24 protein-coding genes are annotated in these 26,696 nt (G+C 74.5%); 19 read left to right on the forward strand and 5 right to left on the reverse strand.

The window, feature by feature from the left end:
• Positions 1-22 precede the first annotated feature (22 nt).
• A complete protein-coding gene (locus ACFY23_RS26850; protein ID WP_350681485.1) occupies positions 23-1,465 on the reverse strand; it encodes a hypothetical protein in 1,443 nt (480 codons plus the stop codon).
• A 138-nt stretch (positions 1,466-1,603) separates the two neighbouring features.
• Between ACFY23_RS26850 and ACFY23_RS26855 the strand changes: the two genes are divergently transcribed.
• From ACFY23_RS26855 to ACFY23_RS26875, 5 genes are all read left to right on the forward strand, one after another.
• A complete protein-coding gene (locus tag ACFY23_RS26855) occupies positions 1,604-2,302 on the forward strand; it encodes a DUF305 domain-containing protein (protein ID WP_350819400.1) in 699 nt (232 codons plus the stop codon).
• Between the two features lie 62 nt (positions 2,303-2,364).
• Positions 2,365-3,609, forward strand: coding sequence for a sensor histidine kinase (locus ACFY23_RS26860; RefSeq protein ID WP_350686542.1), 1,245 nt, complete (start codon positions 2,365-2,367; stop codon positions 3,607-3,609).
• The gene (locus ACFY23_RS26865) at positions 3,606-4,271 is read left to right on the forward strand and encodes a response regulator transcription factor (RefSeq protein WP_350686544.1); all 666 of its coding nucleotides are present in this window, start codon (positions 3,606-3,608) and stop codon (positions 4,269-4,271) included. Before ACFY23_RS26860 ends, ACFY23_RS26865 begins: the two co-directional genes overlap by 4 nt.
• 146 nt (positions 4,272-4,417) lie before the next feature.
• Positions 4,418-5,212 carry an ABC transporter ATP-binding protein gene (locus tag ACFY23_RS26870; RefSeq protein WP_350819402.1) on the forward strand — a complete coding sequence of 265 codons (795 nt, stop codon included), beginning with the start codon at positions 4,418-4,420 and terminating at the stop codon, positions 5,210-5,212.
• A complete protein-coding gene (locus tag ACFY23_RS26875) occupies positions 5,209-7,692 on the forward strand; it encodes an FtsX-like permease family protein (protein WP_350686547.1) in 2,484 nt (827 codons plus the stop codon). Before ACFY23_RS26870 ends, ACFY23_RS26875 begins: the two co-directional genes overlap by 4 nt.
• 59 nt (positions 7,693-7,751) lie before the next feature.
• On the opposite strand, the gene ACFY23_RS26880 is transcribed toward ACFY23_RS26875, so the two are convergent.
• Positions 7,752-9,014 (reverse strand): nucleotide sugar dehydrogenase, encoded by a 1,263-nt coding sequence (locus tag ACFY23_RS26880; RefSeq protein ID WP_350819403.1) that lies wholly within the window; start codon positions 9,012-9,014, stop codon positions 7,752-7,754.
• A gap of 167 nt (positions 9,015-9,181) precedes the next feature.
• Positions 9,182-10,576, reverse strand: coding sequence for a protein kinase (locus tag ACFY23_RS26885; RefSeq protein ID WP_350819404.1), 1,395 nt, complete (start codon positions 10,574-10,576; stop codon positions 9,182-9,184).
• Positions 10,577-11,119: 543 nt separating this feature from the next.
• Here ACFY23_RS26885 and ACFY23_RS26890 point away from each other — a divergent pair.
• The 10 genes from ACFY23_RS26890 to ACFY23_RS26935 all read left to right on the forward strand — a co-directional run bounded on the left by ACFY23_RS26890 (position 11,120) and on the right by ACFY23_RS26935 (position 18,756).
• Complete coding sequence (locus ACFY23_RS26890) at positions 11,120-11,749, forward strand: RNA polymerase sigma factor (RefSeq protein ID WP_350684860.1); 630 nt, start codon at positions 11,120-11,122, stop codon at positions 11,747-11,749.
• Positions 11,750-11,764: 15 nt separating this feature from the next.
• The gene (locus ACFY23_RS26895; protein WP_350819406.1) at positions 11,765-12,526 is read left to right on the forward strand and encodes a hypothetical protein; all 762 of its coding nucleotides are present in this window, start codon (positions 11,765-11,767) and stop codon (positions 12,524-12,526) included.
• 140 nt (positions 12,527-12,666) lie between these two features.
• Positions 12,667-13,902, forward strand: coding sequence for an ergothioneine biosynthesis glutamate--cysteine ligase EgtA (gene egtA / locus ACFY23_RS26900; protein WP_350819407.1), 1,236 nt, complete (start codon positions 12,667-12,669; stop codon positions 13,900-13,902).
• Positions 13,899-15,236 (forward strand): ergothioneine biosynthesis protein EgtB, encoded by a 1,338-nt coding sequence (egtB, locus tag ACFY23_RS26905; RefSeq protein ID WP_387038111.1) that lies wholly within the window; start codon positions 13,899-13,901, stop codon positions 15,234-15,236. The genes egtA and egtB overlap by 4 nt, the downstream gene beginning before the upstream one ends.
• 13 nt (positions 15,237-15,249) lie before the next feature.
• Positions 15,250-15,996, forward strand: coding sequence for an ergothioneine biosynthesis protein EgtC (gene egtC, locus ACFY23_RS26910; protein WP_350819408.1), 747 nt, complete (start codon positions 15,250-15,252; stop codon positions 15,994-15,996).
• 41 nt (positions 15,997-16,037) lie between these two features.
• A complete protein-coding gene (egtD, locus tag ACFY23_RS26915) occupies positions 16,038-17,003 on the forward strand; it encodes an L-histidine N(alpha)-methyltransferase (RefSeq protein WP_350684856.1) in 966 nt (321 codons plus the stop codon).
• A gap of 248 nt (positions 17,004-17,251) precedes the next feature.
• A complete protein-coding gene (locus ACFY23_RS26920) occupies positions 17,252-17,839 on the forward strand; it encodes a TMEM165/GDT1 family protein (RefSeq protein WP_350684855.1) in 588 nt (195 codons plus the stop codon).
• 38 nt (positions 17,840-17,877) lie between these two features.
• A complete protein-coding gene (locus ACFY23_RS26925; protein WP_387038116.1) occupies positions 17,878-18,240 on the forward strand; it encodes a DUF1622 domain-containing protein in 363 nt (120 codons plus the stop codon).
• Positions 18,237-18,524, forward strand: a complete 288-nt coding sequence (locus ACFY23_RS26930) for a hypothetical protein (RefSeq protein ID WP_350684854.1) — start codon at positions 18,237-18,239, stop codon at positions 18,522-18,524. Before ACFY23_RS26925 ends, ACFY23_RS26930 begins: the two co-directional genes overlap by 4 nt.
• 34 nt (positions 18,525-18,558) lie before the next feature.
• The gene (locus ACFY23_RS26935) at positions 18,559-18,756 is read left to right on the forward strand and encodes a hypothetical protein (protein ID WP_350684853.1); all 198 of its coding nucleotides are present in this window, start codon (positions 18,559-18,561) and stop codon (positions 18,754-18,756) included.
• 99 nt (positions 18,757-18,855) lie between these two features.
• Here the strand turns inward: ACFY23_RS26935 and nhaA are convergent, their stop codons facing one another.
• The gene (gene nhaA / locus ACFY23_RS26940; protein WP_350684852.1) at positions 18,856-20,163 is read right to left on the reverse strand and encodes a Na+/H+ antiporter NhaA; all 1,308 of its coding nucleotides are present in this window, start codon (positions 20,161-20,163) and stop codon (positions 18,856-18,858) included.
• 335 nt (positions 20,164-20,498) lie between these two features.
• On the opposite strand from nhaA, the gene ACFY23_RS26945 reads away from it, so the two are divergent.
• Positions 20,499-21,956 (forward strand): polysaccharide biosynthesis tyrosine autokinase, encoded by a 1,458-nt coding sequence (locus tag ACFY23_RS26945; protein WP_350819410.1) that lies wholly within the window; start codon positions 20,499-20,501, stop codon positions 21,954-21,956.
• On the opposite strand, the gene ACFY23_RS26950 is transcribed toward ACFY23_RS26945, so the two are convergent.
• Positions 21,937-22,512: a low molecular weight phosphatase family protein gene (locus ACFY23_RS26950; protein WP_350684850.1), complete on the reverse strand. Its 576-nt coding sequence runs from the start codon at positions 22,510-22,512 to the stop codon at positions 21,937-21,939. The two genes, ACFY23_RS26945 and ACFY23_RS26950, sit on opposite strands and share 20 nt — an antisense overlap.
• A gap of 159 nt (positions 22,513-22,671) precedes the next feature.
• Here ACFY23_RS26950 and ACFY23_RS26955 point away from each other — a divergent pair, with 159 nt between their 5' ends.
• From ACFY23_RS26955 to ACFY23_RS26965, 3 genes are all read left to right on the forward strand, one after another.
• Positions 22,672-23,895: a glycosyltransferase family 4 protein gene (locus ACFY23_RS26955; protein WP_350684849.1), complete on the forward strand. Its 1,224-nt coding sequence runs from the start codon at positions 22,672-22,674 to the stop codon at positions 23,893-23,895.
• A gap of 207 nt (positions 23,896-24,102) precedes the next feature.
• Positions 24,103-25,794, forward strand: coding sequence for a DUF4012 domain-containing protein (locus tag ACFY23_RS26960; RefSeq protein WP_350819412.1), 1,692 nt, complete (start codon positions 24,103-24,105; stop codon positions 25,792-25,794).
• A gap of 13 nt (positions 25,795-25,807) precedes the next feature.
• On the forward strand, positions 25,808-26,446 hold the full coding sequence (locus ACFY23_RS26965; RefSeq protein ID WP_350684847.1) for a hypothetical protein: 639 nt from the start codon (positions 25,808-25,810) through the stop codon (positions 26,444-26,446).
• Positions 26,447-26,696: the final 250 nt, after the last annotated feature.

Below are 26,696 nucleotides of genomic sequence, written 5' to 3' on the forward strand. Positions count from 1 at the left end.
GCCCGTCGGCGCGGTCGTGCGTCTACCAGCCCAGGTAGCTCGGCTGGGTCTGCACGTTCAACTCGCGGTAGCGGACGAGGTTCGCCGTCCAGGTCCGCCAGTCGGTCAGCTTCAGGACGTCGAAGCCCTTCTGCATGTCGTTGGAGTAGATGTAGCCGTTGTAGTAGTACGCGGACCAGGAACCGCCGCCGGTCAGCCGCTCGGTCGACAGCGGGCCCCGCTCCCAGAACGCGATCTCCTCAGGGTTGGCCGAGTCGGTGAAGTCGAAGACCGAGATGCCGCCCTGGTACCACGCCTGGACCATGATGTCGCGCCCGAGCACCGGGATCAGCGAGCCGTTGTGCGCCACGCAGGTCTCGGTGTCGGCGTTGGGCCGGGGGATCTTGAAGTAGCTGCGGAAGACCATCGTCCGGGCGTCGCCGCTGCCGGTGATGTCGTAGATGGCGTCCGCGCCCCGGTTGGGGCCGATGGCCTCGTTGCAGGTGGCCGCGCCGCCGCCGCCCAGCTCGTCGGTGAAGATCACCTTGGTGCCGGCGTTGTTGAACGTGGCCGAGTGCCAGAACGCGAAGTTGACCGTGTCCCGGACCTGGTTGATGACCCGCGGGGCCTCCCGGTCGGTGATGTCCATCAGGATGCCGTCACCCATGCAGGCGCCAGCGGCCAGGTTCTTCTCCGGGTAGGCGGTGATGTCGTGGCAGCCGGTGGTCGCCGACCCGCCGGGGCGGCCCTCGTAGCCGCCGTCGGGGAAGAGGTTCGGCGTGGCGACGACCGCCGCGTCGGTGGGCTTCTTCAGCGGCACCTTGACGATGGAGATGGAGTCGTGCGGCGGCTGGCAGTCGGGGAACTCCGCCCGCGGGCTGTACGACGAGACGTACAGGTAGACCGCCTTGCGGTCCGTGCCCGGCACGAGGGTGTGCGTGTGCGAGCCGCAGGCCGTCTCCACCGCCTTGACGTAGCGCGGGTTGGCCTTGTCGCTGATGTCGAAGACCCTGATGCCCTCCCAGGACTCCTTGACCGTCGCCGACGATCCGGTGCTGTTGCAGGAGTCGTCGCTGCGGGGCGCGTCGGTGGAGAGGAAGAGCAGGTCGTCGTGGACGGAGATGTCGTTCTGCGACCCGGGGCAGTACACCTGCGACACGACCGTCGGCGCGGTCGGCTGGGAGATGTCGTAGATGACGAACCCGTTGTAGTTGCCGGCGAAGGCGTAGCGGCCCTGGAAGGCGAGGTCGCTGTTCGTGGCGTTCAGCGGGGCCTGCTTCGGCAGGTTGGCGACCTGCCGCAGGTTGGGGCTGCTGACGATCTCGTCGATGCCGGGGATGGTGTAGGCGGGGTCGACCGTGCCGGAGGGCGCCGCCACCCCGGCAGTCCCGGGTGGGGCGGTGGCGACGCTGGCGAGGAGGAGGCCGGCCGCGGCCAGGCTCACCGTGGTGAGCCGCCGGGCCCGCGCAGTGCGAAGTCTGATCATCGGCGAGGCCCTTCGCAAGGGGATGACGATTGTCGACACCTTACCGTCCGATGAGGGTCATCGATGTGATCTGGGTCACATGTAGTCGTCTCCGTCAATGGATACGATCGCCATGACCTCTACCGGGGGGAGTGGCCCATGACCAACCGGCGCGCACGGATCCTGGCCGTCGTCACATCCGTGTTCGTGGTGTCGGTGGTGGCCGTCGTCCTGTCCCGGTCCGGCGACGGATCGACGGCGCCACCCGCGCCGCCGGTCGCCGCCCCCGCCTCGGCCTCGGCGCCCGTCGATCCCGCCCGGCCCGCCGTGATCGTGCCGGGTCGGCCGGGGGAGACCGCCGCGGTGCGCCGCGCCGAGGAGCTGCGCGACGCCGCCCCCACGTCCCGGCACAACTCGATGGACGTCTGGTTCGTCCGGATGATGATCCCGCACCACGCGCAGGCCCTGGAGATGGCCGAGCTGGCCCCGGACCGCGTCGCCGACCCGGACCTGCGCGCCCTCGCCGAGCGGATCAGGGCCAGCCAGGGCCCGGAGATCGGCATGATGCGGGGCTGGTTGCAGGCCCGCGGGCTCTCCCCGGACGTGCCGGGGCACGACCACGGCACCATGCGGGGCATGCAGTCGCCCGAGGCGATGCGCCAGCTCGCGGCGGCCCGGGGCGCCGAGTTCGACCGCCTCTTCGTGCGGATGATGACCGAGCACCACCAGGGCGCGGTCCAGATGGCCACCGACCTGCTCAAGGTCGGCGCCGACCTCACCCTGTCGGAGTTCGCCAACTCCGTCGCCACCGAGCAGGCCGTCGAGATCGACCGGATGCGCGACGTGCTGGCCCAGTGACCCGGCCGCGGCGGTCCCGTCCGCGCGGGTGACCGGCCGCGCGGCGGCGGCACGTACGCTGGGTGACCGTGAACCGCACGATCTTCGGCCGCCCGCTGCGCAGCGTCGCCTTCGACGTCTTCGTCGCCGGCCTGGTGGTGCTCTTCGGCCTCGCCGGCCTGGTGAACCAGCCCGGTGGGTGGAAGGCCGCCCTCGTCGGCGCCGCGATGGCGGTGGCGCTGCTGTTCCGCCGGTCCCACCCGTCGGCGGTCGCCGCCGCCGTGGCGGTGCTCGCGCTGGTCCAGGTGTTCGCCGGCTGGGGCCCACTGGCCTTCGACGTCGCGGTGCTGGTCGCCCTCTACAGCGTCGTGAAGTACGCCGACCGGCTCCGCGACGGCATCCTCGCCGGGATCACCGCCGCCGTCGGGGTGGTCCTCGCCGCCATCCAGACCGAGAGCACCGTCGCCTGGTGGGCGACCGCGATCTATATCGGGCTGGTCACCGGGGCGGTCTGGCTGGTCGCGCTCAACGTGCGGACCCGCCGGCTCTACGTGCTCAGCCTGGAGGAGCGGGCCGCCACCCTGGAGCGGGAACGCGAGGCGGAGGCGCGCGCCGCCGTCGCCGGGGAGCGCACCCGCATCGCCCGGGAGCTGCACGACGTGGTGGCGCACAGCATGGCGGTCATGATCGTGCAGGCCGACGGGGCGCGGTTCATGCTCGACCGCGACCCGGAGACCGCCAGGAACGCGGTGAAGGTGGTCGCCGACACCGGCCGCCAGGCGCTGGAGGAGATGCGCCGGCTGGTCGGCGTACTGCGGGAGCCGAGCCCGCCCGACGCGACGGCCGGCCCCGGCGCGGCGGACGAACCCGGCGGCGCCGGGGTGGCCGCCGACCCGGAGCACCGCCGGCTGGCGCTGACCGAGCTGCCCGCCCTGCTCGACCGGTTCCGCGCCGCCGGCCTGCGGGTGCGCCACACGGTCACCGGGGAACCCGCGCCGCTGCCGGCCGGGCTGGAGCTGACCCTCTACCGGGTGGTGCAGGAGGGGCTGACCAACGCGCTCAAGCACGCCGGGGTCGGCGCCGGCGTCGAGGTCACCCTCGACCACTCCCGCGACGCCGTCGTGGCCCGGGTGCTCGACGACGGGCGCGGCCGCCCGCCGGTCAGCCCGGCCCCGTCCGGCGGGCACGGCCTGGTCGGCATGCGCGAGCGGGTGAGCGTGTACGACGGCAGCCTCACCGCCGGCCCGCGACTGGCCGGGGGCTGGCAGGTCGAGGCGCGGCTGCCGCTACCGTCGACGCCCGGGACGACGGAGGTGATCGCGGCATGACGGTCCGCGTGGTGATCGTGGACGACCAGGCGCTGGTCCGCGCCGGCTTCCGGATGGTGCTGGACTCCCAGCCCGACCTGGAGGTCGTCGGCGAGGCGATCGACGGCGCCGACGCGCTGCGGGTGCTGGCCCGGGTCGAGGCCGACGTGGTGGTGATGGACGTCCGGATGCCGACGATGGACGGGGTGGAGGCGACGCGCCGGATCTGCCGGGACCGGCCCGCCGGGTCGCCCCGCGTGCTCGTGCTCACCACCTTCGACACCGAGGAGGACGCCTTCGCCGCGCTCCAGGCCGGCGCCAGCGGCTTCCTGCTCAAGAACGTCCCGCCGGAGGAGTTGCTCGCCGCCATCCGGGTGGTCGCCCAGGGCGACTCGGTGGTCGCCCCGTCCATCACGCGCCGGCTGCTCGACCGCTTCGCCGGCCGGCTCGGCCCGGGCCCCGCCGAGGATCCGCGCCTCGCCCAGCTCACCGAGCGGGAGCGGGAGATCCTCCTGCTGGTGGCGCAGGGGCTCTCCAACGCCGAGATCGCCGCCCGGGTGCACGTCGCCGAGGCGACCGTGAAGACGCACGTCGGGCGGATCCTGGCCAAGCTCCAGCTCCGCGACCGGGTGCAGGCGGTGGTGCTGGCGTACGAGAGTGGGCTGGTCACCCCCGGCGGCTGAGGCGGCGTACGACCCAGGTCGTACGGGTCCGCCCGTCGGGGCCGCCTGCGGTCGCAGCAGGGTCGAGCGCGCGGGTGGACGCCCGCGGGCCGCCGCGCCCATAGCGTCGGAGACGTCCCAGTCACGATCTTCACGGGGAGCTCCACGTGTCCGTCGCACCTCCCGCGCACGCCACCGCCGGCGTCGCGGTCTCCGCCCGCGGCCTGTCCAAGCGGTACGGCTCCGGCCAGGCCGCCGTCGTCGCCCTCGACGGCGTGGACGTCGACTTCGCCGCCGGCCGGTTCACCGCCATCATGGGCCCGTCCGGCTCCGGCAAGTCCACGCTGATGCACTGCCTCGCCGGCCTTGACCGCCCCACCGCGGGCAGCGTACGTATCGGTGACGCCGACCTCTCCCGGCTCGACGACAAGCGGCTCACCCTGCTGCGCCGCGACCGGGTCGGCTTCGTGTTCCAGAAGTTCAACCTGCTGCCGGCGCTGACCGCCGAGGAGAACATCGTGCTGCCGCTGGCGATCGCCGGCCGCCGGCCGGAGCGGGCCTGGCTGCGTCAGGTCGTCGCCGCGGTGGGGCTGGCCGACCGGCTCGGCCACCGGCCCGCCGAGCTCTCCGGCGGGCAGCAGCAGCGGGTGGCGGTGGCCCGCGCGCTGATCACCAAGCCGTGGGTGATCTTCGCCGACGAGCCGACCGGCAACCTGGACTCGCGCTCCGGCGCGGAGGTGCTGCGCCTGCTCCGCGAGGCCGTCGACACCCTCGGCCAGACCGTGATCATGGTGACCCACGACCCGATGGCGGCCGGGCACGCCGACCGGGTGGTCTTCCTGGCCGACGGCCGGCCGGTGCGGGACCTCACCGCGCCGACCGCGGAGGCGGTGCTCGACACCCTCGCCGGCCTCGACTCGGCGCGCGTGCCGGCCGCCGGCCGCGAGGCGGTGGCCCGGTGATCCGGCTGACCCTGCGCCAGCTCCGCGCCGAGGCGCTGCGTCTGCTGCTCTCCTCGCTGGCCATCGTGCTCGGCGTCGCCTTCATCGCCGGCACGCTGATCTTCGTCGACGGGATGCGCGCGGGAGCGTACGACCGGGCCGGCACGTTCGACCGGCACACCGACCTCGCCGTGTACTCCGCCACCAGGAACCCCCTTCCGGGCGCGCTGGTCGACCGGGTGCGCGCGCTCGACGGGGTCGCCGCCGCGGAGGGCGAACTGCTCGGCTCCGGCGGGATCGTCGGCGCCGACGACCGCCCCGTGCTCGGCTACGCCGTCCTCGCCGCGATCCCCGTCGACGAGGCGCTGCGCTCGTACGACGTGGTGGCCGGCCGGCTGCCCGACCGCCCCGGCGAGGTGGTGCTGGACGCGCCCACCGTGGCCGAGGAGGGCTTCACCCTCGGCGGCCCCGTACGCGTCGGCGGCAGCGGGGGAGCGGCCCGCCCGTACACCCTGGTCGGCACGGTCGACGTGGCCGGCACCGCCCGCGACGTCGGCGGCCCGTTCATCGGCCTGGTCGGCGCGGACGCCATGGCCGTGACCGGCCAGCGGGGATACGACCGGATCATGGTGGCCGCCCGTCCCGGGGTCTCGGACGCGGCGCTGGTCGACCGGGTCGCCGAGACCGCCGGAGCCGGCGCGACCGTCAAGACGCGCCACCGCATCCTCGACGACGCCGTCGAGGACGCGGTCCGCAACCTGGAGCAGTTCAACATGGTGCTGCTGACCTTCGCCGGGGTCGCGGTGGTGGTCGCCGGGTTCGTCATCGCCAACACCTTCGCCATCGTGCTCGCCCAACGGATCCGGCGTACGGCGCTGCTGCGGCTCGTCGGCGCGACCCGGGGGCAGCTGTTCCGGGCGGCGCTGCTGGAGTCCGCGGTGATCGGCGCGGTCGCCTCCGCGGCCGGCGTGCTGCTGGGCGTCGCCCTGGCCGGCGGCATGAGCCAGCTCATGACGCGACTGGACGCGCCGGTCTCTGGCGGGCTCACCCTCACCGCCCCGACCGTGCTGCTCAGCCTGCTGCTGGGCACGGCGATCACGGTGGGCGCCGCCCTGCTGCCCGCGTGGCGGGGCACCCGGGTGCCGCCGATCGCCGCGCTCACCGACGCGGCGGTCCAGCCCGCCCGCGGCGCCGGCCGGTTCCGGCTCGCCGTCGGTGCGCTGGTCTTCGTCGCCGGCATCGCGGCGCTGGTGGCCGCCGCGTCCGCCGTCCAGGTGGTGCTGGTGGCGCTCGGCGGGGTGCTGACCTTCTTCGGCATCGTGCTGTTCGGGCCGGTGCTCGTCCCGGCGCTGGTGCGGGTGCTGGGCTGGCCCGCCCGGAAGCTGTTCGGCGCCACCGCCGGCCTGGCCGTGGCCAACGCGGTGCGCAACCCGCGTCGCATCGCGGCGACCGCGACCGCCCTGGTCATCGGCATCGGGCTGGTGTCGGCGTTCGTGGTGGGCGCGCGCAGCACCAAGGACGGCATCGAGCGCAGCGTGGACGCCGAGATCGGGGTCGACTGGCTGGTCACCGGGATCGGCGGGGACCTGCCCGCGCCGCTGGTCGGCGAGTTGCGCGCCCGGCCCGAGCTGGCGGTGGTGCACGAGCAGCGCAGCGCCGTCACCGCCGGCGTCGAGGTCCGGGCCGCCCATCCCGCCCTGGTCGGCCGGACGTTGACCGGGGTCGTGGCGGGCGACGTCGACCGGCTCGCGCCCGGGTCGGTGCTGGTGCACCGGGAGTTGGCGCAGGCGCGGGGCTGGACGACCGACTCCACCGTCACCGTGCGGGGCCGCTCGTTCCGGGTGGCCGCGGTCGTCACCGACGACGGGCCGGCCCTGGCCGGCAGCTCGGTCCCGGCCGGTCACGTGATCGACGTGGTGGACGCCGACTTCACCGCGCTCTTCCCCGCCGAGCGGGGCTACCTGGCCGAGATCGACCCCGCCGACGGCGTCACCGCCGACCAGGCCCGGGCCGCCATCGAGGCGGTGGTCGCCCGCTACCCGACGGCCAACCTGATGGACCAGGGGGCGTACAAGAAGATGCTCACCGGCACGGTCGACATGATGCTCGCGTTCGTCACCGCGCTGCTCGGGCTGGCCGTGGTGATCGCGCTGGTCGGCGTGGCGAACACGCTGAGCCTGTCGGTGGTGGAGCGGACCCGGGAGAACGCCGTGCTGCGGGCGGTGGGCCTGACCCGGGGCCGGATGCGGGTCGTGCTGGCCGTCGAGGCGGTGCTGATGGCGCTGGTCGGCGCGCTGCTCGGGGTCGGTCTCGGCACCGGCGTCAGCGCGGCCGCGATGGCCCTGCTGGCCCGGATCAGCGGGGACTTCGCCGTGGTGCTGCCCCTGGGCCAGCTCGGGCTGATCCTCGGGGTCGCCGTGGCGGCCGCCCTGGCGGCCTCGGTGCTGCCGGCCCGCCGGGCGCTGGCCCGGCCGGTGGTCGAGGCGCTCGGCGACCAGTGACACCCGCCGGCCGGTCCCGCCGCCCACCGCGGTGGCGGGACCGGCCAGCGGTGCCGGGTCTAGAGGCGCTCCACCATCGGGCCGGAGCACCGGTTGCGGGAGTCGAAGACGTACCGGGCGTGCCGCACGACCAGGTCGTAGTCGAAGGCGTCGTGGTCGGTGACCACCACCACCGCGTCGGCCGCCCGGACCTCCCGCTCGGTCAGCTCCACCACGAGGACCCCGCCGGGGATGTGGTGCGGCTCGGCGTACGGCTCCACCGCCCGCACGTCCGCGCCGAGCGCCTGCAGGCGGCGGGCCACGTCGACGGCGGGGGAGTCACGCATGTCGCCGGTGTTCTTCTTGTACGCCAGCCCCAGCAGCAACAGCCGGGCCCCGCTGATCGTGCGGCCGGTCCGGTTCAGCCCGCCCATGATCCGCTGCGCCACGTGCTCGGGCATCTCGTGGTTGATGTCGTTGGCCAGCTCGACGAACCGGAACTGCCGCCCGAGGCGCCGCTTGACCTGCCAGGACAGGTAGCACGGGTCGATCGGCAGGCAGTGCCCGCCGACGCCGGGGCCGGGCCGGAACGGCATGAACCCGAACGGCTTGGTCTCGGCCGCCTCGATCGCCTGCCAGACGTCGATGTCCAGTTGGTGCGAGAGCATGGTCAGCTCGTTGATCAGTGCGATGTTGACCTGGCGGAAGGTGTTCTCGATCAGCTTGGTCAGCTCGGCCACCTGGGTGGAGCCCACCGGCACGGTCCGCTCCACGATGCGACGGTAGAACCCGTCCACCCGGGCCAGGGAGTCCGCGTCCACCCCGGAGACGACCTTCGGGGTGTTCTCCAGCCGCCACGTGCGGTTGCCCGGGTCGATCCGTTCGGGGCTGTAGCCGAGGTGGAAGTCGCCCGGGCTGCGCAGCCCGCTGGCCGACTCCAGCAGTGGGCGCAGCAGCTCCTCCGTCGTGCCGGGGTAGGTGGTCGACTCGAGCACCACCGCGCAGCCCGGCCGGACGTACGGGCCGATGCCGATGCCGGCCTGCTCCACGAAGCTGAGGTCGGGCGTGCCGTCGCGCAGGGGCGTGGGCACCGTGATGACGCAGATGTCGAAGCCCTCGGCGTCGGCGTACTCGGCGCTCGGGCGGTACCGGCCGCTGGCCAGCGCCCGGCCCAGCCGGTCGGCGGGGATGTCCTCGACGAACGACTCGCCCGACGCGAGCCGCTTGACCCGGTCGGAGTCGACGTCCAGGCCGATCACGTCCAGGCCGGCCTCGACGGCGCGCATGGCCAGTGGCAGGCCGACGTACCCCTGGCCGATGACGACCAACTTCTCAACGCTCACCCGGACTCCCGAGGCAGACGGAAACAACCTGCTTGGGAGCCTAGAGCGACCTCTGTGCCCGTAAGTCCGTTTTGGGATTATCGGTGCTGCCGAGGTGTGCGGGGTGTCGGCAGCACGTCACCACGAGAGCCCGCCCGCCGGGCAGGGGTGCGGCGCGGGCGGCGGGATCAGGCCGAGCGGGCCGTCGCCGCGCCGTCGCCCCCGCCGCCCGGCGGGTTCTCCCCGTCGTCCGCCGGCGTGCTCTGCGTGCCCGTCGGCGCCGGGGCCGTGGTCTCCGTCGGCGGGCTCGTCGGGGAGCTGCCGCTGGGCGCCGGATCCGTGCTGCCCGTGGGCCCTGGCGACTCCGGGCCCGCCGTCTGGCTCGGCTCGGGCGACTCCGGCGGCGCGGTGGCCGACGGCGACGGGCTGGAGGTGGAGCCGGCGGGGCGGTACGGCCGATTGGGGTTCGGCTTCTGCTTCTGCTCCGTCGGCGCCTCCGCGCTCGGTACGGCGGCCGGCGCCGACGTCTCCGGCACGTTCACCGCGGGCGCGTCGGTCCCGCCCGCCGCGCCGAGCGCCGCGCCGAGACCCGCCAGCGCCACCAGCACCGCCGCGGCCGCGCCCACCAGGGGGCCGCGGCGCTTCTTCCGCCCGGCCGCGGCCGGCACGACCGGGACGTCGGTGCGGGTGCCCGGGTCGGCGCCGCGCAGCGCGGCGACGCCGGGGGCGGGCACCATGGCGGTCGCCGCCGACGGGTCGGAGACCGCGGCGCGGGCGGCCTGGGCCATCGCCGCCCCGCTGCTGAACCGGTCGGCCGGGTCCTTGGCCAGGGCGCGGGAGACCAGCGCGCGAACGGCCTCCGGGATGTCGTGCGGCAGCTCCGGCGGCTCGTCGTCGAGGTGCCGGACGGCGACCTGGAGCGGGTTGTCGCCGGTGAACGGCGGGCTGCCGCTCAGGCAGCAGTAGGCGACGGCGCCGAGTGCGTAGATGTCGGTGGCTCCCGAGACCGGCCGGCCGGCGGCCTGCTCGGGCGCCATGTAGAGCGCGGTGCCGGGCACCGCGTTGGTGCTGGTGATGCTCGTGACGTTCGTCGACCGGGCGACGCCGAAGTCGACCAGCACGACGCTGCCGTCCTCCTGCACCAGCAGGTTGCTCGGCTTGACGTCGCGGTGCACGATCCCGCCGAGGTGCGCGGCGTGCAGGGCCTGCGCGACCTGGGCCACGATCGCCATGGTCTCGCCGACGTCGAGCCGGCCGGCGGCCTCGATCCGCTTGGACAGCGGCTGGCCGGTCACGAACTCCATGACCAGGTAGTCGGCCCGGTCGCCGTCGGGCAGGTCGTCCTCGCCGCAGTCGAAGACCTGGACGATGCCGGGGTGCCGCAGGGCGGCCATGATCCGTGCCTCGGCGCGGAAGCGGGCGATGAAGTCGGGGTCGGAGACCAGTGCGGGCAGCAGGACCTTGACCGCGACCTGACGGCCGAGGACGAGGTCCTTGGCCCGCCAGACGTCGCCCATGCCGCCCGTGGCGACACGCTCGTCCAGGCGGTACCGACCGCTGAGTACGACCTCCGATGACAACACAGCACCACCGTACCCAGAGCGGCGGAGAACGGCGCGCTGTGAGCGGGCCGGCCCGCCGGCGTGGGCCGCCTGGCGATGGCTGCGTGCCGACGACCAGCTCCGATATGGTGTGACCGCCCGGGGACGCGCCGTGACGAGGTCCGACCGCCACCGCCGTACGCTGGACGAACGCCCCTTCGTCGGGGCCGCGCGCGGGCGCAGCGTCCCGGTCGCCCGCCGCGTTACGGCGACCCGCCGCTCGATCGGGTAGATAATTCTCACTCTTTTGCCGACCGGGCCTGACTTGTCCGATCGGCCCGGTGCTCCTACCGTTAGCCCGACTCGGGCCCGCCCCACGGCGTCGCCGGCGCCGCGCCGCCGGCTGTGCCGCCGTGGCGAGAGTCCAGAACTACCGTCCGGGCCGCCGCGGTCCCGGGCGTGACCAGGTCAGCGGGGGGCTGAGGGTGCGGGATCAGGTCCGGGTGCCGGACCATGCTGGCGTCGCGCGCGCCGGGGTCGGCGTGCGTCACCCCGGCATGTCCGGAAAGCGGAAGCGGTGGTCCCGTGTCCGCTGAGCTGAACGACGCGGTCGCGGCGGCGCAGGCCGGCGACGAGGACGCCTTCCGCTTCCTCTACCGCAGCCTCCAGCCCGGTCTGCTGCGGTACCTGACCGCCCTGGTCGGCGCCGACGCCGAGGACGTCGCCTCGGAGACGTGGCTGCAGATCTCCCGCGACCTGCCCAGTTTCACCGGCGGCGAGTTCCGGGCCTGGACGGTGACGATCGCCCGCAACCGGGCCATGGACCACCTGCGGCGCCAACGCCGCCGTCCGTCGCTACCGGTGCCGGTGCAGGCGCTCAGCGAGCTGGCCGGCGACGCCGACACCGCCGAGCGGGCCGGCGAGACCATCGGCACCGAGGCGGCGCTGGCGTTGATCGCCACCCTGCCGCCCCGGGAGGCCGAGGCGGTCCTGCTCCGCGCCGTCATCGGGCTGGACGCCGAGACGGCCGGGCGGGTGCTCGGCCGCCGGCCCGGTGCCGTGCGCACCGCCGCCCACCGGGGGCTGCGCCGCCTCGCCGCCCTGATGGAACGCTACGACCTGTCCCAGCCGCCGGCCGCCCCCGAGGGAGCCACCCCGCCGCGTCCGCGCGCCGGTCGGCGGCAGGCGCCGCACGCCGAGCCGGCGGACGGTTGACGTGAGGGGATCCCGATGACCTTCCGCCGGAGCGAGCGGCCCGCCGACCGGGCCGAGTCCGACCGGCTGCTCGACGCGGCCCGCGCCGGCTCGCCCGACGCCGCCGGACCGGAGCCGCTCGCCCGGCTGCTCTCGGCCGCCGCGGCTCCCGCCCGCCCCGGCGAACTGGCCGGCGAGGAGGGGGCGCTGGCAGCCTTCCGGGCCGCCCGCGCCGCCGCGCCCACCGCCACCACCTCGGCGCGGCCGCCGCGCGGCCGCCGGTTCACCGCCGGCGCCGTGGCCTGGGCCGCCGGCATCGCGGTCACCGCGACGGCGGGCGCCGCCTTCGCGGCCGTCACCCTGGACCGCCCCGACGATCCGGCCCCGCCGCCGCGCCCGACCACGCCGGCGCCGGCCACCACGGGTACGGAGCAGGGTGGGTCGACCGGCGCCACCGGTAGTGGCGGCACCCCCTCCGCCGCGCCCACCGAGGGTTCGCGCGGCCCGTCCGCCGCCCCCACGTCCGGTGCGGGCACCCCCGGCGTCCCGGGCGGCGGGCCACGGTCGCCGGAGCAGCGCACCGAGCAGATGCGGGGGCTCTGCCGGGCGTACCTGGCCAAACCGCCGGCCCAGCGGGAGACGGCGCTGGACAGCTCCGCGTACGCCGGCGTGGTGACCGCGGCGGGCGGCCGGGAGCACGTCGACGACTTCTGCCGGGAGCTGGCGCCCGAGGCCGAGCCGGAACAGTCGAGAAGGTCCGAGCCCACGGCGGCGGCGTCCCCGGAGGCGAGCGACTGATCCCCTGCTCGTTCCGGCCGGCCCCGCGAGATCCGTCTGTTAGAACTGGAGTGGGTGGACCGCCGACGCCCTGCCGATGACGGTGGGTGGCGCTACGGTGGCACGGTCCGGAAGTCGGCGCGGGGAAGGGAGCCCGTCCTGTGGTGACGTCGCCGGAGCTGGACCGGACCATCGTGCTGCGGGAGCGCGGCGCGGCCGCGGGTCACCTCGCCCGGATCTGCTTCAAGACCGGCCCGCCGACCCGCACCGGCGTCGAACTCGAATGGACCGTGCACGACGCCGCCGACCCCGCCCGCCCGGTCGACGGCGAGCGGCTCCGGGCGGCGCTGGGGCGGCACAGCCCTCAGACCCTCGACCGCGCGAGCCCCGCCGCACCGCTCCGTCACGGTGGCACCGTGACCGTCGAGCCCGGTGGGCAACTGGAGATCTCCACCGCGCCCCGCACCTCGATCGCCACCCTCGTCCACGCCACCGACGGTGACATCGCCCAGCTGAGCGGCCTGCTCGCCGCCGCCGGGCTGGTCCTCGGGCAGAGCGGCATCGACCCGCACCGGCGACCCCGGCCCGTCGTGGAGACCCCCCGCTACCGCGCGATGCGGCACGTCTTCGACCGGCGTGGCGTCGCCGGCCGGACGATGATGTACAGCACCGCCGGCCTGCAGGTCTGCCTGGACGCCGGGGAGCCGGAACACCTGCCGGCCCGCTGGGCGGCGGTGCACGCGGTCGGGCCGCCCCTGCTGGCCGCCTTCGCCACGGCCGACCGGCACGCCGGCCGGGCCACCGGCTGGGCCTCCGCGCGGATGGCGGCCTGGTTCGCCATCGACCCGGCCCGTACCCGGCCGGTGTGGACGCCGGAGCGGGCCGACGTCGACCCGGTCGTCGCCTGGACCGACTACGTTCTCGCCGCGCCGCTGCTCTGCGTACGCGACGACGGCCCCGACTGGACTCCGCCGCCGGCCGTCACCTTCGCCGACTGGGTCGACGGGGCGCTGCCCCGGCCGCCGACCACCGACGACCTCGACTACCACGTCAGCACCCTGTTCCCGCCGGTGCGGCCCCGGGGCTACCTGGAGCTGCGCTACCTCGACGCACAGCCGGGCCGGGACTGGGCGGTCGCGCTCGGGGTGGTGGCCGCCCTGCTCGCCGAGCCCGGCACGGTGGACGCGGCCCGCGCCGTCGCCGGCCCGGTGGCGCACCGCTGGCGCGCCGCCGCCCGGCACGGCCTGCGCGACCCGGCGCTGGCCGCCGCCGCCGTGGAGCTGTTCGACCTGGCGCTGACCGCCCTGCCCCGGCTCGACCTGCCGGCGGCCCTGCACGACGACATCGACCGAGGCGTACGGCGGCGACGGGCCGCCGCGGGGAGGAGGCACGCGTGACCGGAGCGACCACGCAGCGGCCGGGCGCGGAGCAGTTGCGCAGCCGGATCGCGGCGGAGCTGGAACGCACCCGCGCCCGCACGGCGCTGCTGACCGAGGCGGTCGACGAGGCCGACCTGGTGCGGCAGCACTCGCCGCTGATGTCCCCGCTGGTGTGGGACCTCGCGCACGTGGGCAACCAGGAGGAACTCTGGCTGGTCCGGGACGTGGGTGGCCGCGAGCCGGTCCGGCGGGACATCGACGACCTGTACGACGCGTTCAAGCAGCCCCGCCGGGACCGCCCGTCGCTGCCCCTGCTGCCGCCGGCCGAGGCCCGCGCCTACCTGCGCACCGTCCGGGACAAGGTGCTCGACCTGCTGGACCGGGTGGCGTTCACCGACCGGCCGTTGGTCACCGACGGCTTCGCCTTCGGCATGATCGTGCAGCACGAGCAGCAGCACGACGAGACGATGCTCGCCACCCACCAGCTCCGCGCCGGCCCGGCGGTGCTGCACGCCCCGCCGCCGCCGGAGCCGCGGGCCGCGGTCGGCGGCGAGGTGCTGGTGCCGGCCGGTGAGTTCACCATGGGCACCGACACCGACCCGTGGGCGCTGGACAACGAGCGTCCCGCCCACCGGGTCCACCTGCCGGCGTACGTCATCGACGCCACGCCGGTGACGAACGGCCGCTACCGCGAGTTCATCGCCGACGGGGGCTACGACGACCCGCGCTGGTGGAGCCCGGCCGGCTGGCGGCACCGCCGGGAAGCGGGGCTGTCCGCGCCGATGCACTGGCGGCGCGACGGCGACGGCTGGGCCTATCGGCGCTTCGGGCGGTGGGCCCCGGTCCGCGACGACGAGCCGGTGGTGCACGTCTGCTACCACGAGGCGCAGGCGTACGCGGCCTGGGCCGGCAAGCGGTTGCCGACCGAGGCGGAGTGGGAGAAGGCGGCCCGCTGGGACCCGGCCACCGGCCGTTCCCGCCGCTACCCCTGGGGCGACGACGACCCCACCACCGCGCACGCCAACCTGGGGCAGCGGCACCTGTGGCCGGCCCCGGTGGGCGCCTACCCGGCGGGCGCCTCCCCGCTGGGCGTGCACCAGCTCATCGGCGACGTGTGGGAGTGGACCGCCACCACCTTCCGGGGGCATCCGGGCTTCACCGCGTTTCCCTACCGGGAATACTCGGAGGTCTTCTTCGGCGACGACTACCAGGTGCTGCGGGGCGGGTCGTTCGGCACCGACCGGGCCGCCTGCCGGGGCACCTTCCGCAACTGGGACTACCCGATCCGGCGGCAGATCTTCAGCGGCTTCCGCTGCGCCCGCGACGCCCGGCCAGAGGAGTCGCAGCCGTGAGGACGGCCGACTGATGTGCCGCCATCTGGCCTACCTGGGGCCGCCCGTCACCCTGCGGGAGCTGCTGTTCGACCCGCCGTACTCCCTGGTGCGGCAGTCCTGGGCGCCGCGCGACATGCGCGGCGGCGGGACGATCAACGCCGACGGCTTCGGCGTCGGCTGGTATCCGGGCTCCGGCGAGCCGGTGCGCTACCGGCGGGCCCAACCGATCTGGAGCGACCCCACGATCGCGCAGCTCGCGGGAGTCACCTCCGCCGGCGCGGTGCTGGCCGCCGTCCGTTCCGCCACGGTCGGCATGGCGGTGCTCGACGGGGCCGCCGCCCCGTTCGCCGAGGGGCCCTGGCTGTTCAGTCACAACGGTGTGGTGCGGGGCTGGCCCGACACCGTGGTCCCGCTCGCCGGCACCCTGCCCGTACGTGACCTGCTCACCCTGGATGCGGCCACCGACTCCGCGCTGCTCTGGGCGCTGGTCCGGCACCGGCTGCGGGCCGGGGTGAAGCCCGCCCGCGCGATCGCCGAGACCGTCACGGCGGTGGCCGCGGCGGCCCCCGGGTCCCGGCTCAACCTGCTGCTCACCGACGGCCACACGGTGGTGGCCAGCGTGGCCGGGCACGCGCTGTCGATCCGGGCGACCCCGGCCTCGGTGCTGCTGGCGTCCGAACCGCACGACGACGACCCCGGCTGGCAGGCGGTGCCGGACGGGCAACTGGTGGAGGCGACCGCGACGGGGGTGCGGCTGCGCGCCCTCGCCGAGGTCTGACCGCCGACCGACAGGGACGTTCCGACGACGAAGGGGAAGACATGGGCGCCGAGCCGCTGGAGATCCACCTCGAGGAGCAGGACCTGGGCCGCAGCCTGCGGGAGGACGTCCGTGCCGGCCTGACGGCCGAGCCCAAGTGGCTGCCGCCCAAGTGGTTCTACGACGCCCGCGGCAGCGAGCTGTTCGAGGAGATCACGCGGCTGCCGGAGTACTACCCGACCCGGGCCGAACGCGCCGTGCTGGCCGAACGGGCGGGCGCGATCGCCGAGCTGACCGGCGCGAAGACGCTGATCGAGCTCGGTTCGGGCTCGTCGGAGAAGACCCGGCTGCTGTTGGACGCGTTCACCCGGCGGGGCGGCCTCGGCACGTTCGTGCCGCTGGACGTGTCGGTCAGCGCCCTGCGCCAGTCCACCGCCGAGATCGCGGCCGACTACCCGGGGCTGCGGGTACGCGGCATCGTGGGGGACTTCACCCGCCACCTGGACCGGCTGCCGACCGGCGGGCGGCGGCTGGTGCTCTTCCTCGGCGGCACCATCGGCAACCTCCTGCCCGCCGAGCGGGCGCGTTTCCTGGCCGCGATGCGGGACGCGTTGGAGGCGGGGGACTGGCTGCTGATCGGCACCGACCTGGTCAAGGATCCGGCGGTCGTCGTGCCGGCGTACGACGACGCGGCCGGGGTCACCGCCGAGTTCAACCGCAACGTGCTGCGGGTGGTCAACCGGGAGTTGGGCGCCGACTTCGACCCGGAGGGGTTCGCCCACGTGGCGCTCTGGGACCCGGCGCGGGAGTGGATCGAGATGCGGCTGCGCGCGCGCCGGCCGATGCGGGTCCGGGTGCTCGACCTGGCGGTCACCTTCGTCGAGGGCGAGGAGTTGCGCACGGAGGTGTCCGCGAAGTTCCGGCCCGAGGGCATCGCCGCGGAACTGGCGGCGGCACGCTTCGCCGTCCACGACTTCTGGACCGACCCGGACGGCCTGTTCGGCGTCACCCTGGCCCGCGCGGAGTGACCGGGGCCGCCCGGCTGGCCGGCGGCGCGTGACGATCTTCACCCGCGGCGCCCGTCCCGACCGGTGGTCGGCTAGGCTGGGCGGCGCGAAGGGGAGTAGCCCCCAATGTCGTGGTCGACACACTGGTGCGTTCCGCATCCGGCCACGCGGCCTCGTCATCCGAGGCGGGCGAGACCTTCGACTCAGGCTGTCGCAGCCGGGTCGAGGGCGCCCCCGTACCTCCTCCCGGCGTGATCCGGAAGGATGTCATGGAAGGTTTCCTCGTCGCGCTGGTGGTCAGCTTCGGCGTCATCTTCGTCGCCGAGCTGGGCGACAAGTCCCAGCTGATGGCCCTGACCTTCGCCACCCGCTTCAAGACCGTGCCGGTCCTGATCGGCATCACCGTCGCCACCGCCGTCGTGCACCTGGCCTCGGTGGCGATCGGCTACGGCCTCGGCGCCGCGCTGCCGACGGAGTGGATCTCGCTGGTCGCGGGCCTGGCGTTCCTCGGTTTTGGCGCGTGGACCCTGCGCGGCGACACGCTCACCGAGGAGGAGAAGCGCAAGGCCGAGAAGAGCAGCAAGTCCGCCATCGTGGCGGTGTCGATCGCGTTCTTCCTGGCGGAGTTGGGCGACAAGACCATGCTCGCCACCATCACCCTCGCCACCCAGTACGGCTGGTTCGGCACCTGGCTCGGCTCGACGGTCGGCATGGTGGCGGCGGACGCGCTGGCCATCCTGGTCGGGCGGATGCTCGGCCGGAAGCTGCCGGAGAAGACCATCAAGTACGGCGCCGCCGCGCTCTTCGCGATCTGCGGGCTCTGGCTGATCCTGGAGGCGGTCGCGCAGCTCACCTGACCCCGACTACCGCCCGGCGGGCCGGGTAAGGCCAGCGGGTGGGCGTTGAGGAAGTGCTGCGCCACGGCTACCAGTCGCTGGTCACCGCGGTGGAGGTCGTCGGCGCGGTGGTCATCTTCGTCGGCGCGGCCTGGGCGGCGCTGCGGTTCGTGGTCGAAGGGCTGCGGCACCGCAGCGCCGCCGTGTTCACCCCGATCCGGCTCTCCCTGGGGCGGTTCCTCACCCTCGGGCTGGAGTTCCAGCTCGCTGCGGACATCCTGCGTACGGCGGTCTCGCCGACCTTCACCCAGATCGGGCAGTTGGCGGCCATCGCCACCATCCGGACCGCGCTCAACTACTTCCTCGGTCGGGAGATCCGCCAGGAGCAGCGGCAGGTGGGGGAGAGGGCGCACGCCAGATGACTCGTGCCCTGGTCACCGCCACCACCGCCCTGGCCACGCTCGCCGGGCTGGCGGTGCTGGTCGGCACGCGCTCCTGGCGGTGCGCGCTGCGGGTGCTGCTGGACCTGCTCACCGCCGCCGGCCTGCTGCGGCTGGCCGTGGACCAGGGTTGGGCGGAGCTGGCCGGCGCGGCGGCGATCATCCTGCTGCGCCGGCTGCTGTGGGCCGCGCTCACCACCGCGGCTCCGGCGCGACTATCGGCGGCCTCCAGCGGGCAAGAGGATCACCACCTACCGTTGCGGTAGGAGGCGAAACCGGAGAAAGCGGGAGGACTGCCACATGAGCAAGCATGACGAGCCGAACGAGTACGGCTTCGCCGGAGACGCCACCGCCCCGCAGCCGCCGGCCGGTGGGCGGGTCGACGAGCAGGACCGGGCGGAGGAGGTGGCGGTGCCGGGCGACGACCTGATGGAGCCGGTCAGCGACGCCCTCGCCGACGAGCAGGAGAAGCGCCGGGCGGCCGAGCGGCGCCGCTGACCCGTCCGGGCTCCGGCGGGCCGGTCGCCGTCCCGCCGGAGTTCCGCTCGTTTGAGGCCGTAGCCGTCCGGCGTCGGCCGGCGGTGTGGACCGTCCGGGTCAGTCGTCCCCGCGCTGGTAGACGTCCGGCACGCCGTCGCGGTCGGCGTCCACGCTCTCCTCCTCGGCGATCCGCCGGTAGGCGGCGTTGCGCCGGACCAGTACGACCGCGGCGAGCAGCGCCGAGACCACCGAGCCGGTGAGCACGGCCGCCTTGACGTTGTCGTCGGCCGCGCTGCCGGCGCCGAACGCGAGTTCGCCGATCAGCAGGGAGACGGTGAACCCGATCCCGGCGAGCAGCGCCACCCCGAGCAGGTCGGTCCAGGTGATGTCCTCGTCGAGCCGGGCCCGGGTGAAACGGGCGAGCAGGAACGTCGAGCCGAAGATTCCGATGGCCTTGCCGACCACCAGGCCGGCGACGACGCCGATCACGATCGGGTCCGTGACGACCGCGCCCAGGTCGGCCCCGCGCAGCGACACCCCGGCCGCGAAGAACGCGAAGACCGGCACGGCGAAGCCGGCGGAGACCGGGCGCCAGCGGTGTTCCAGGTGCTCGGCGAGCCCGTGCGGTTCGCCGTCCCTGTGCAGGACCGGCACCGTGAAGCCCAGCAGGACGCCCGCCACGGTGGCGTGCACCCCGGAGGCGTGCACGAGCGTCCACGCGGTCACCGCGAGCGGGATCAGGGCCCACCACCAGGTTTTGCGGCGCTGCACGAGCAGGCCGAAGACCGCGATCGGGGCGAGCGCGGCGAGCAGCGGCAGCGGGCTGAAGTGGTCGGTGTAGAAGACCGCGATGACGGTGATCGCGAGCAGGTCGTCGACCACCGCGAGGGTGAGCAGGAAGGCCCGCAGGCCCTGCGGCAGGTGGGAGCCGATGATGGCCAGCACGGCCAGGGCGAAGGCGATGTCCGTCGCGGTGGGAATGGCCCAGCCCCGCAGGTCGCCCCCGCCGGCCAGGTTGACCGCGACGTAGATCAGCGCCGGTAGCGCCATTCCGCCGACCGCCGCGACCACCGGCAGGGCCGCCCGCCGCGGGTCCCGCAACTCGCCGACGACGAATTCCCGCTTCAGTTCCAGCCCGACCACGAAGAAGAAGACCGCCAGCAGTCCGTCGGCCGCCCAGGCGGAAAGGCTCAGGTCGAGGTGCAGCCCCGCCCCGCCGGCCCACGGCACCCAGCCGCCGAGGGCCTGGTAGGCGGGCTCCCAGGGCGAGTTGGCCCAGACCAGCCCGATCACCGCGCCGAGCAGGAGGAGACCACCGCCGACGGTCTCGGTCCGCAGCACGTCGGCCAGGAAACGGGCCTCCGGCCAGGACGTACGCGAGAAGAGCCGGCGGGAGGGGTCGGTGTGCGGGGCGCGGTCGCTCATGCGCGAGGTCCACCTCGGTGTGGGGGCAGTAGGGGGCAACTGCCGACCAGGCTTCCCGGCACACCGTCCCCGACCCTATCCGGCGGTGCCGGAACCGGCACGTCGGGACGGCTCGTGGTCGGGGACGTCACGCCCGGTTCGTTTCTCCCCGCGTCCCGGGACGCCGCCCGCCCGTTTGTCGGTTGGCGGGTCGGGCGCGGATGTCAAGGGGTGAAAATAGATAACTCAGGACATAAGTGGTATGAGTCGCTTTAATGGTTTCACGAGATTAAGTCGACCTTGGGGGTTTTCGTGAAGTTCTTTGGCGTTACCGGCCTGGTACGGAGGCGCGCCTGATGGACCTGTACCGCCACCTCCGCCTCGTGCGTCAGCACTGGTGGATCGTGCTTCTCACCGTCATGGTCGCGCTCGGCGTCACCGCCCTCGTCACCGTCCGGGCCCAGCCCCGGTACGTGGCGTCGGTGACCTTCTTCGTCACCACGCCCAGCCAGGGCGTCACGGACGCCTACCAGGGCGGCCTCTTCCTCCAGCAGCGCGTCAAGTCGTACGCCGAGCTGCTGACCAGCGACCGGCTGGCGCAGAGCGTGGTGGCCGAGAACGCGATCGGGCTCACCGCCGAGGAGGTCCAGCGCCAAGTCAGCACGTCCACCGAGACGGGCACCGTCCTGCTGCGCGCCACGGTGACCGACACGGACCAGAACCGGGCGCTGAAGGTCAGCGAGCTGCTCTCCGCGAAGTTCGTGGAGCTGGTGCAGAAGGTGGAGACGACCCAGGACGGCAAGGCCGGCCCCATCAAGATCGAGGTGGTCAGCGGGCCGCGGGTCAGTTCGACCCCCGTCTCGCCGCAGCCGGTGCGCAACTTCGTCATCGGGACGCTGCTGGGGCTGCTCGCCGGCGTGGGCCTGGCGATCCTGCGCGGGGTGGCCGACGTCCGGCTGCGCGACGCCGCCGCCCTGCGGCGCACCACCGGCAGCCCGCTGCTCGGCGAGATCCCGTTCGAGAGCACGGCGAAGTCGGAGCCGTTGATCGTCGGCGACGCGGCGAACTCCGCCCGCGCCGAGGCGGTCCGTAAGCTGCGTACCAACCTGCGCTTCGTCGACGTGCACGAGCCCGCCCGGGTCATCGCGGTCACCAGCGCCCTACAGGGCGAGGGGAAGACCACGCTCTCCTGCAACCTGGCGATCTCCCTGGCCGAGGCCGGGTGGCGGGTGCTGCTGGTCGACGCCGACCTGCGCCGGCCGAAGGTCGCCGACTACCTGGGGCTCGACGCCGGCATCGGGCTCACCGACGTGCTCGTCGGCGACGTCCAGGTCGGCGACGTGGTGCAGCGCTGGGGCGACAAGTCCCTGCTGGTGCTGCCGAGCGGTTCGGCGCCGCCCAACCCCAGCGAGCTGCTCGGCTCGAAGGCGATGGCGGACCTGCTGCTCGCCCTGCGGGAGTCGGCCGACATCGTCATCATCGACACCGCCCCGCTGCTGGCGGTCACCGACGGCGTGGTGGTGGCCGTGCAGGCCGACGGCGCGCTCCTGGTCTCCCAGCAGGGACGCACCTCGCGGACCCAGGTGGCCGCCGCCGCGCGTTCCCTGCACTCGGTCTCCGTCCGGCTGCTCGGCTGCGTGCTGAACATGGCCAAGGTGGCCAAGGCCGAGGCCTACCAGTACGAGGCCTACCGGGTGGTGGCGGCCGGCGGGTCCGCGGACGTGCCGGCCGACCGGGCCACGACCGCCCGGCACGCGGACCGGATCGACGGCCTCAGCGACCGTACGCAGGAACTCACCCGGCTGCCCCGATGAGCGCCGCGAGGGGTCGCAGCGACCGTTCGATCTCCTCGGCGCAGCGTCGGAAGTCGGCGGCGGTCCCGCCGATCGGGTCCACCAGGTCGTCCGCGTCCGGGCTGGCGGGTTGCAGCCGCCCCCGGGCGCGGGCGGCCGCCCGGATCGCGGCCCGCACGGGCCCGTCGGCCGGGTCCGTCACCGCGTGGTCCGCCGGATCCGCGGCGTCGGCGGCCTCGGCCAGCCGAGCGAACTGGCGCAGGGTGAACGTCCGGTGCAGCGCCGCAGGCACCAGCGCGGTGCAGACCGAGCGCTGGCGTCGGGTCGCCGCCAGCACCAGCGTCGCCCCGACCAGGTGCTCCGCGCGCAGCCGGCGGCTGCGGAAGCCGGTGGGGTCACCGCCGGCCCACGTCGCCACCTCCGCCGCGTACGGGTGCATCGGCAGGCCGTCGACGGCGTCGGTGCCCGCGCTGGAGACCACGACCGGCTGCCCGGTCAGCAGGCGGCGGGCGAGGTACTCGGCCATCGGGGACCGGCACAGGTTGGCGTGGCAGACGAACAGCACGCGGTCGACCATCTGGATCCCTCTCGTCGGTGCGGGCGCGGGCGACGCCGCGACGGCCGCCGGCGGTCGCCGCCGGCCGGACTCGGAGGGGATGCGGGCATCGTACGCGGGCCCGACGCGTCCACCACGCCATGCCGCGCCGGACCGCCTGACCCGGACGGAGGTGCGCCGATGAGGATCGGGGTCCTGTCCTACCACTTCCCGCCCGAGCCGGCGTTCATCCCGGGCAGCCTCGCCGAGGAACTCGCGGCGCGGGGACACGAGGTGAAGGTGCTGACCGGCTTCCCCGACTATCCCGGCGGGCACGTCTACCCCGGGTGGCGGCAGCGGTGGCGTCACGAGACCCGCAGCGAGCGGCTGACCGTCCGGCGGGTTCCGCGCTACAGCGCCGGCGACGGCTCGCTGCGCACGCGGATGGCCGGCTACCTCTCCTTCGCCGGCAGCGCCACGCTGACCGGGCGGGCGTTCCTCGCCGACGTCGACGCGCTCTACGTCCACCTGCCGCCGGCGACCGCCTTCGCCGCCGCGGGCCTGCTGCGGCTGCTGGGCCGGGTGCCGACCGTCGTCCACGTGCAGGACGTCTGGGCGGCGGACGAGCCGACCGGCGGCGGGAACGGGCGGTGGGCCGGGCGGATCGGCGCGGCGATGACCCGGGCCTACCGCGCCGCCGACCGGATCGCGGTCTCCGCGCCGTCGCTGCGGGACAAGGTCGTGGCCGCCGGCGCCGACCCCGCCCGGGTGCAGGTGGTGCTCAACTGGACCGACGAGCGGATCTTCCAGCCCGCACGGCCCAGCGGGGCGGCGCGCCGGCTGGTGCGCCGCGACGACCGCTGCGTGGTGATGCACGCCGGGACCATCGGCGCCCGGCAGGGACTGGAGACGGCGGTACGGGCGGCGGCGGCGCTGGACCGCACCATGGACCTCGTCCTGGTGGGCTCGGGCGCGGACGAGCGGCGGGTGCGGGGGCTCGCCGCCGAACTGCGCGCCGAGAACGTGCGCTTCGTCGAACGCCGCTCTCCGCTGGACATGCCGGAGCTGTACGCCGCCGCCGATTACCAGCTCGTCATGCTGCGCGACCTGCCGGAGCTGCGCAGCACCCTGCCGGCGAAGCTCCAGGCGGCGTTCTCCTGCGCCGCGCCGGTGGTGGCCTCGGCCGGGGGTGACACCGCCGAGCTGGTGGAGCGGGCCCGGGCCGGCCTGTCCTGCCCGCCGGAGGACTGGGCGAGCCTGGCCGACCGGTTCTGGCTGGCCGCCACCATCCCGCCACCCGCCCGGGTGGACATGGGCCGGCGCGGCCGGGAGGCGTACCTGCGGGAGATGTCCATGCCGGCGGGCGTCGACCGGATCGAACGCCTGCTGTACGACGCGGCGGCCGGCCGCACCGCCGGCCGCTGAGCGCGAGCAACAATCGCGTACCGGCTAATACCGTCATCTACCGGCGAAAACGCTCGTTACCTGTTAGGAACAGGCGGAGGAATGGGGTCCTCTGTCCGTTTCTAGGAAGGGACGTGTGGTGTGACGGAGAGCCAGAGAAGGCGCCGCCGGCGTGGTCGGTCCCGGCGGCGCCGGCAGCTTCGCCGGGCCCTGCTCGCCTGCCTCGTGGTGGGTTCGCTGCTCCTGCTGACGGGCGGCTGGGTGGGGTTCCGGGGCTGGCAGGCCCGCGCCCACCTGCTCAACGCCGCCGGGCTGGCGCGCGAACTCAGCGCCCAGGTCGTCGGCGGCGACACGGCCCGCGCGCAGCGCACCCTGGCCGCTCTCCAGGAGCAGGCGGGCAAGGCCCGGTCGGCGACCGGAGACCCCGGCTGGTGGCTCGGCCGGCACACCCCGTACGCCGGGGACAACCTGGCCGCCGTGCGGCAGATCTCGGTCACTGTCGACGACCTGGCCCGGCGGGTGTTCCCGCTGCTGCTCCGCACCGACCTGGCCAGCCTGGTGCCGGCGGGCGGGCGGCTCGACGTGGCCCGGCTGCGAACGGTCTCGGCGGAACTGACGACCGTCAACGCGGCCGTGCAGGGCACCCGCAGCGGCCTGGCGACGGTGCCCACGGACGGCCTGGTGAGCCAGGTCCGGCAGGCGCTCGCCGACCTGCGCGGGGAGATCGACCGCCTGGCGGGTCTCACCGCCGCGGCGGACCAGGCCACCCGACTGCTCCCGTCCCTGCTGGGCGCCGCCGGCCCCCGCACCTACCTCGTGGTGTCCCAGAACCCGGCCGAGCTGCGTGCCACCGGCGGCATGATCGGCGCGTACGCCGTGATCCACGCCGACGACGGCCGGGTCCGGATGGGGCGGCAGGGCACCAGCAGCGCGCTGGGCCGGTTCCAGCCGCCGCTGAAGGTGCCCACGGAGGTGCGCCACCTCTGGGCCGACCTGCCGGGGATCTATCCGGCGGACGTCAACCTCACCCCGCACTTCCCGACCGCCGCCGCGCTCTACCGGGAGATGTTCCGCCGGCGTACGGGGACCACGGTGGACGGTGTGCTCGCCGTCGACCCGGTGGTGCTGTCGTACCTGCTGAAGGCCACCGGCCCGGTGATGGTGCCCGGCGGCGTCCCGCTGACGGCGGAGAAGGTCGTCCAGACGGTGCTCGGCGACAGCTACCAGCGGATGGACAACGAGGGGCAGGACGCCTTCTTCGCCGCCTCCGCCGCCGCCGTGTTCGACGCGCTGGTCACGAAGAAATACGACCCGAAGGGGTTATTGTCCGCTTTTGACCGTGCTGTCACCGAACGCCGGATATTGTTCTGGAGTGCCCGACCGGAAGAGCAGCGGACGATCGGCGACAGCCGAATGGCCGGCGTGCTTCCGGAGAAGGACACCGTGCCGACGGTCGGCGTGTTCCTCAACGACGGCAGCGGCGCGAAGCTCGGCTACTACCTCCGGCAGGCGGCGACTCTCACCGTTGGCGACTGCCGCACCGACGGTCGTCGGGAACTCCGGCTCCGGGTCACCCTGCGCTCGTCGGCGCCGAAGTCGGGTCTCAGCAAGTCGGTCCTCGGCCTCGGCCTGGCCGGCGACCCGTACACCGCCCGCACGTTGGTGTCGGTGTACAGCCCGGCCGGCGGGACCGTGCTCACCACCCGCCTCGACGGCGTCGAGACGGCGGTCGGCAGCGGCACCGAACGGCGCCGCCAGGTGACCACGGCAAACGTCGAGGTCAGCCCTGGAGGCTCCCGCACCTTGGAGGTCACCGTGCTCACCGCGAAGACCGGCGTCGGTACGGCCGAGCTGTGGCTGACCCCCACCGCCACCCCATGGACCACCCAAGTTGTTTCCGCACCAAGCTGTGACCAGTAGGAGGGAACCAATCATGCGGCTATCCCGCATCATCATGGCGCTCGCGGTCGGTCTGGCCGTGGTGGCCGCACCGTCCGCCGCGGCGGCGGCGCAGCCGCAGCCGGCACCAGGCGACACACAACCACCGCCCTACGTGCCCGGCCCCGCGACGCTCGCGGTGAGCCCGACGACCGTCGTGGTCGGTCAGACGTGCACGCTGATCGGCACCGGCTGGACGCCGGGCGAGACGGTCGTGATCACCGTCGGCACCACGCCGCTCGCCGCCGCGGTTCCGGGCGTCGAGCAGGCGCGGCGCAGCAACGGCGAGCTGGTCGCGATGGCGCCCGTCTCGTACCAGCAGGCCCCGCAGCCGAACCCGAGGCGCTGGGAGGTCACGGCCGACGGCGAGGGCAACTTCCGCACCACGTACACGCCGCGCCACCACGGCACCTACACCTTCCGCGCCGAGGGCGAGACGTCGGACCGCGTGGCGACCGCGACGCTCACCGTGCTGAAGAAGGACTCCCCGGCGCCGCCGCTGCCCGTCACGGGTGACAGCCTGAGCACCCCGATGAAGTTCGGCGGCGGCCTCGTCGGCGCCGGGGCGGTGCTCCTGCTGCTGTCGCTGGCCTGGCGCAAGCGCCACCGCCTCGGCATGGGGGCCGCGCGCTGACGGAGAGCGCCTTCCGGGCAGGGCCCGGGCACCGCGAAACGGCTGACGCCCGTCGGGAGATTTCCCGGCGGGCGTCGGCTTGTTTCTCTTCTGTTCGCCTGCTGCGCCCGTGGGGGTGTGGGTTGCTGTGCGGTCGGGGTGGGGCTGTGGGTTGCTGTGCGTCGGGGTGGGGGTGTGGGCCCCCGGGGGGGGGGGCGGGGCGGCGGGGGGGTGCCGCCAGCCGGGGCGGCCGGGCACACAACCCGCGAGC

This window comes from Micromonospora sp. NPDC000121, from assembly GCF_042899165.1.
In the GTDB taxonomy this organism is placed as follows: Bacteria; Actinomycetota; Actinomycetes; order Mycobacteriales; family Micromonosporaceae; genus Micromonospora.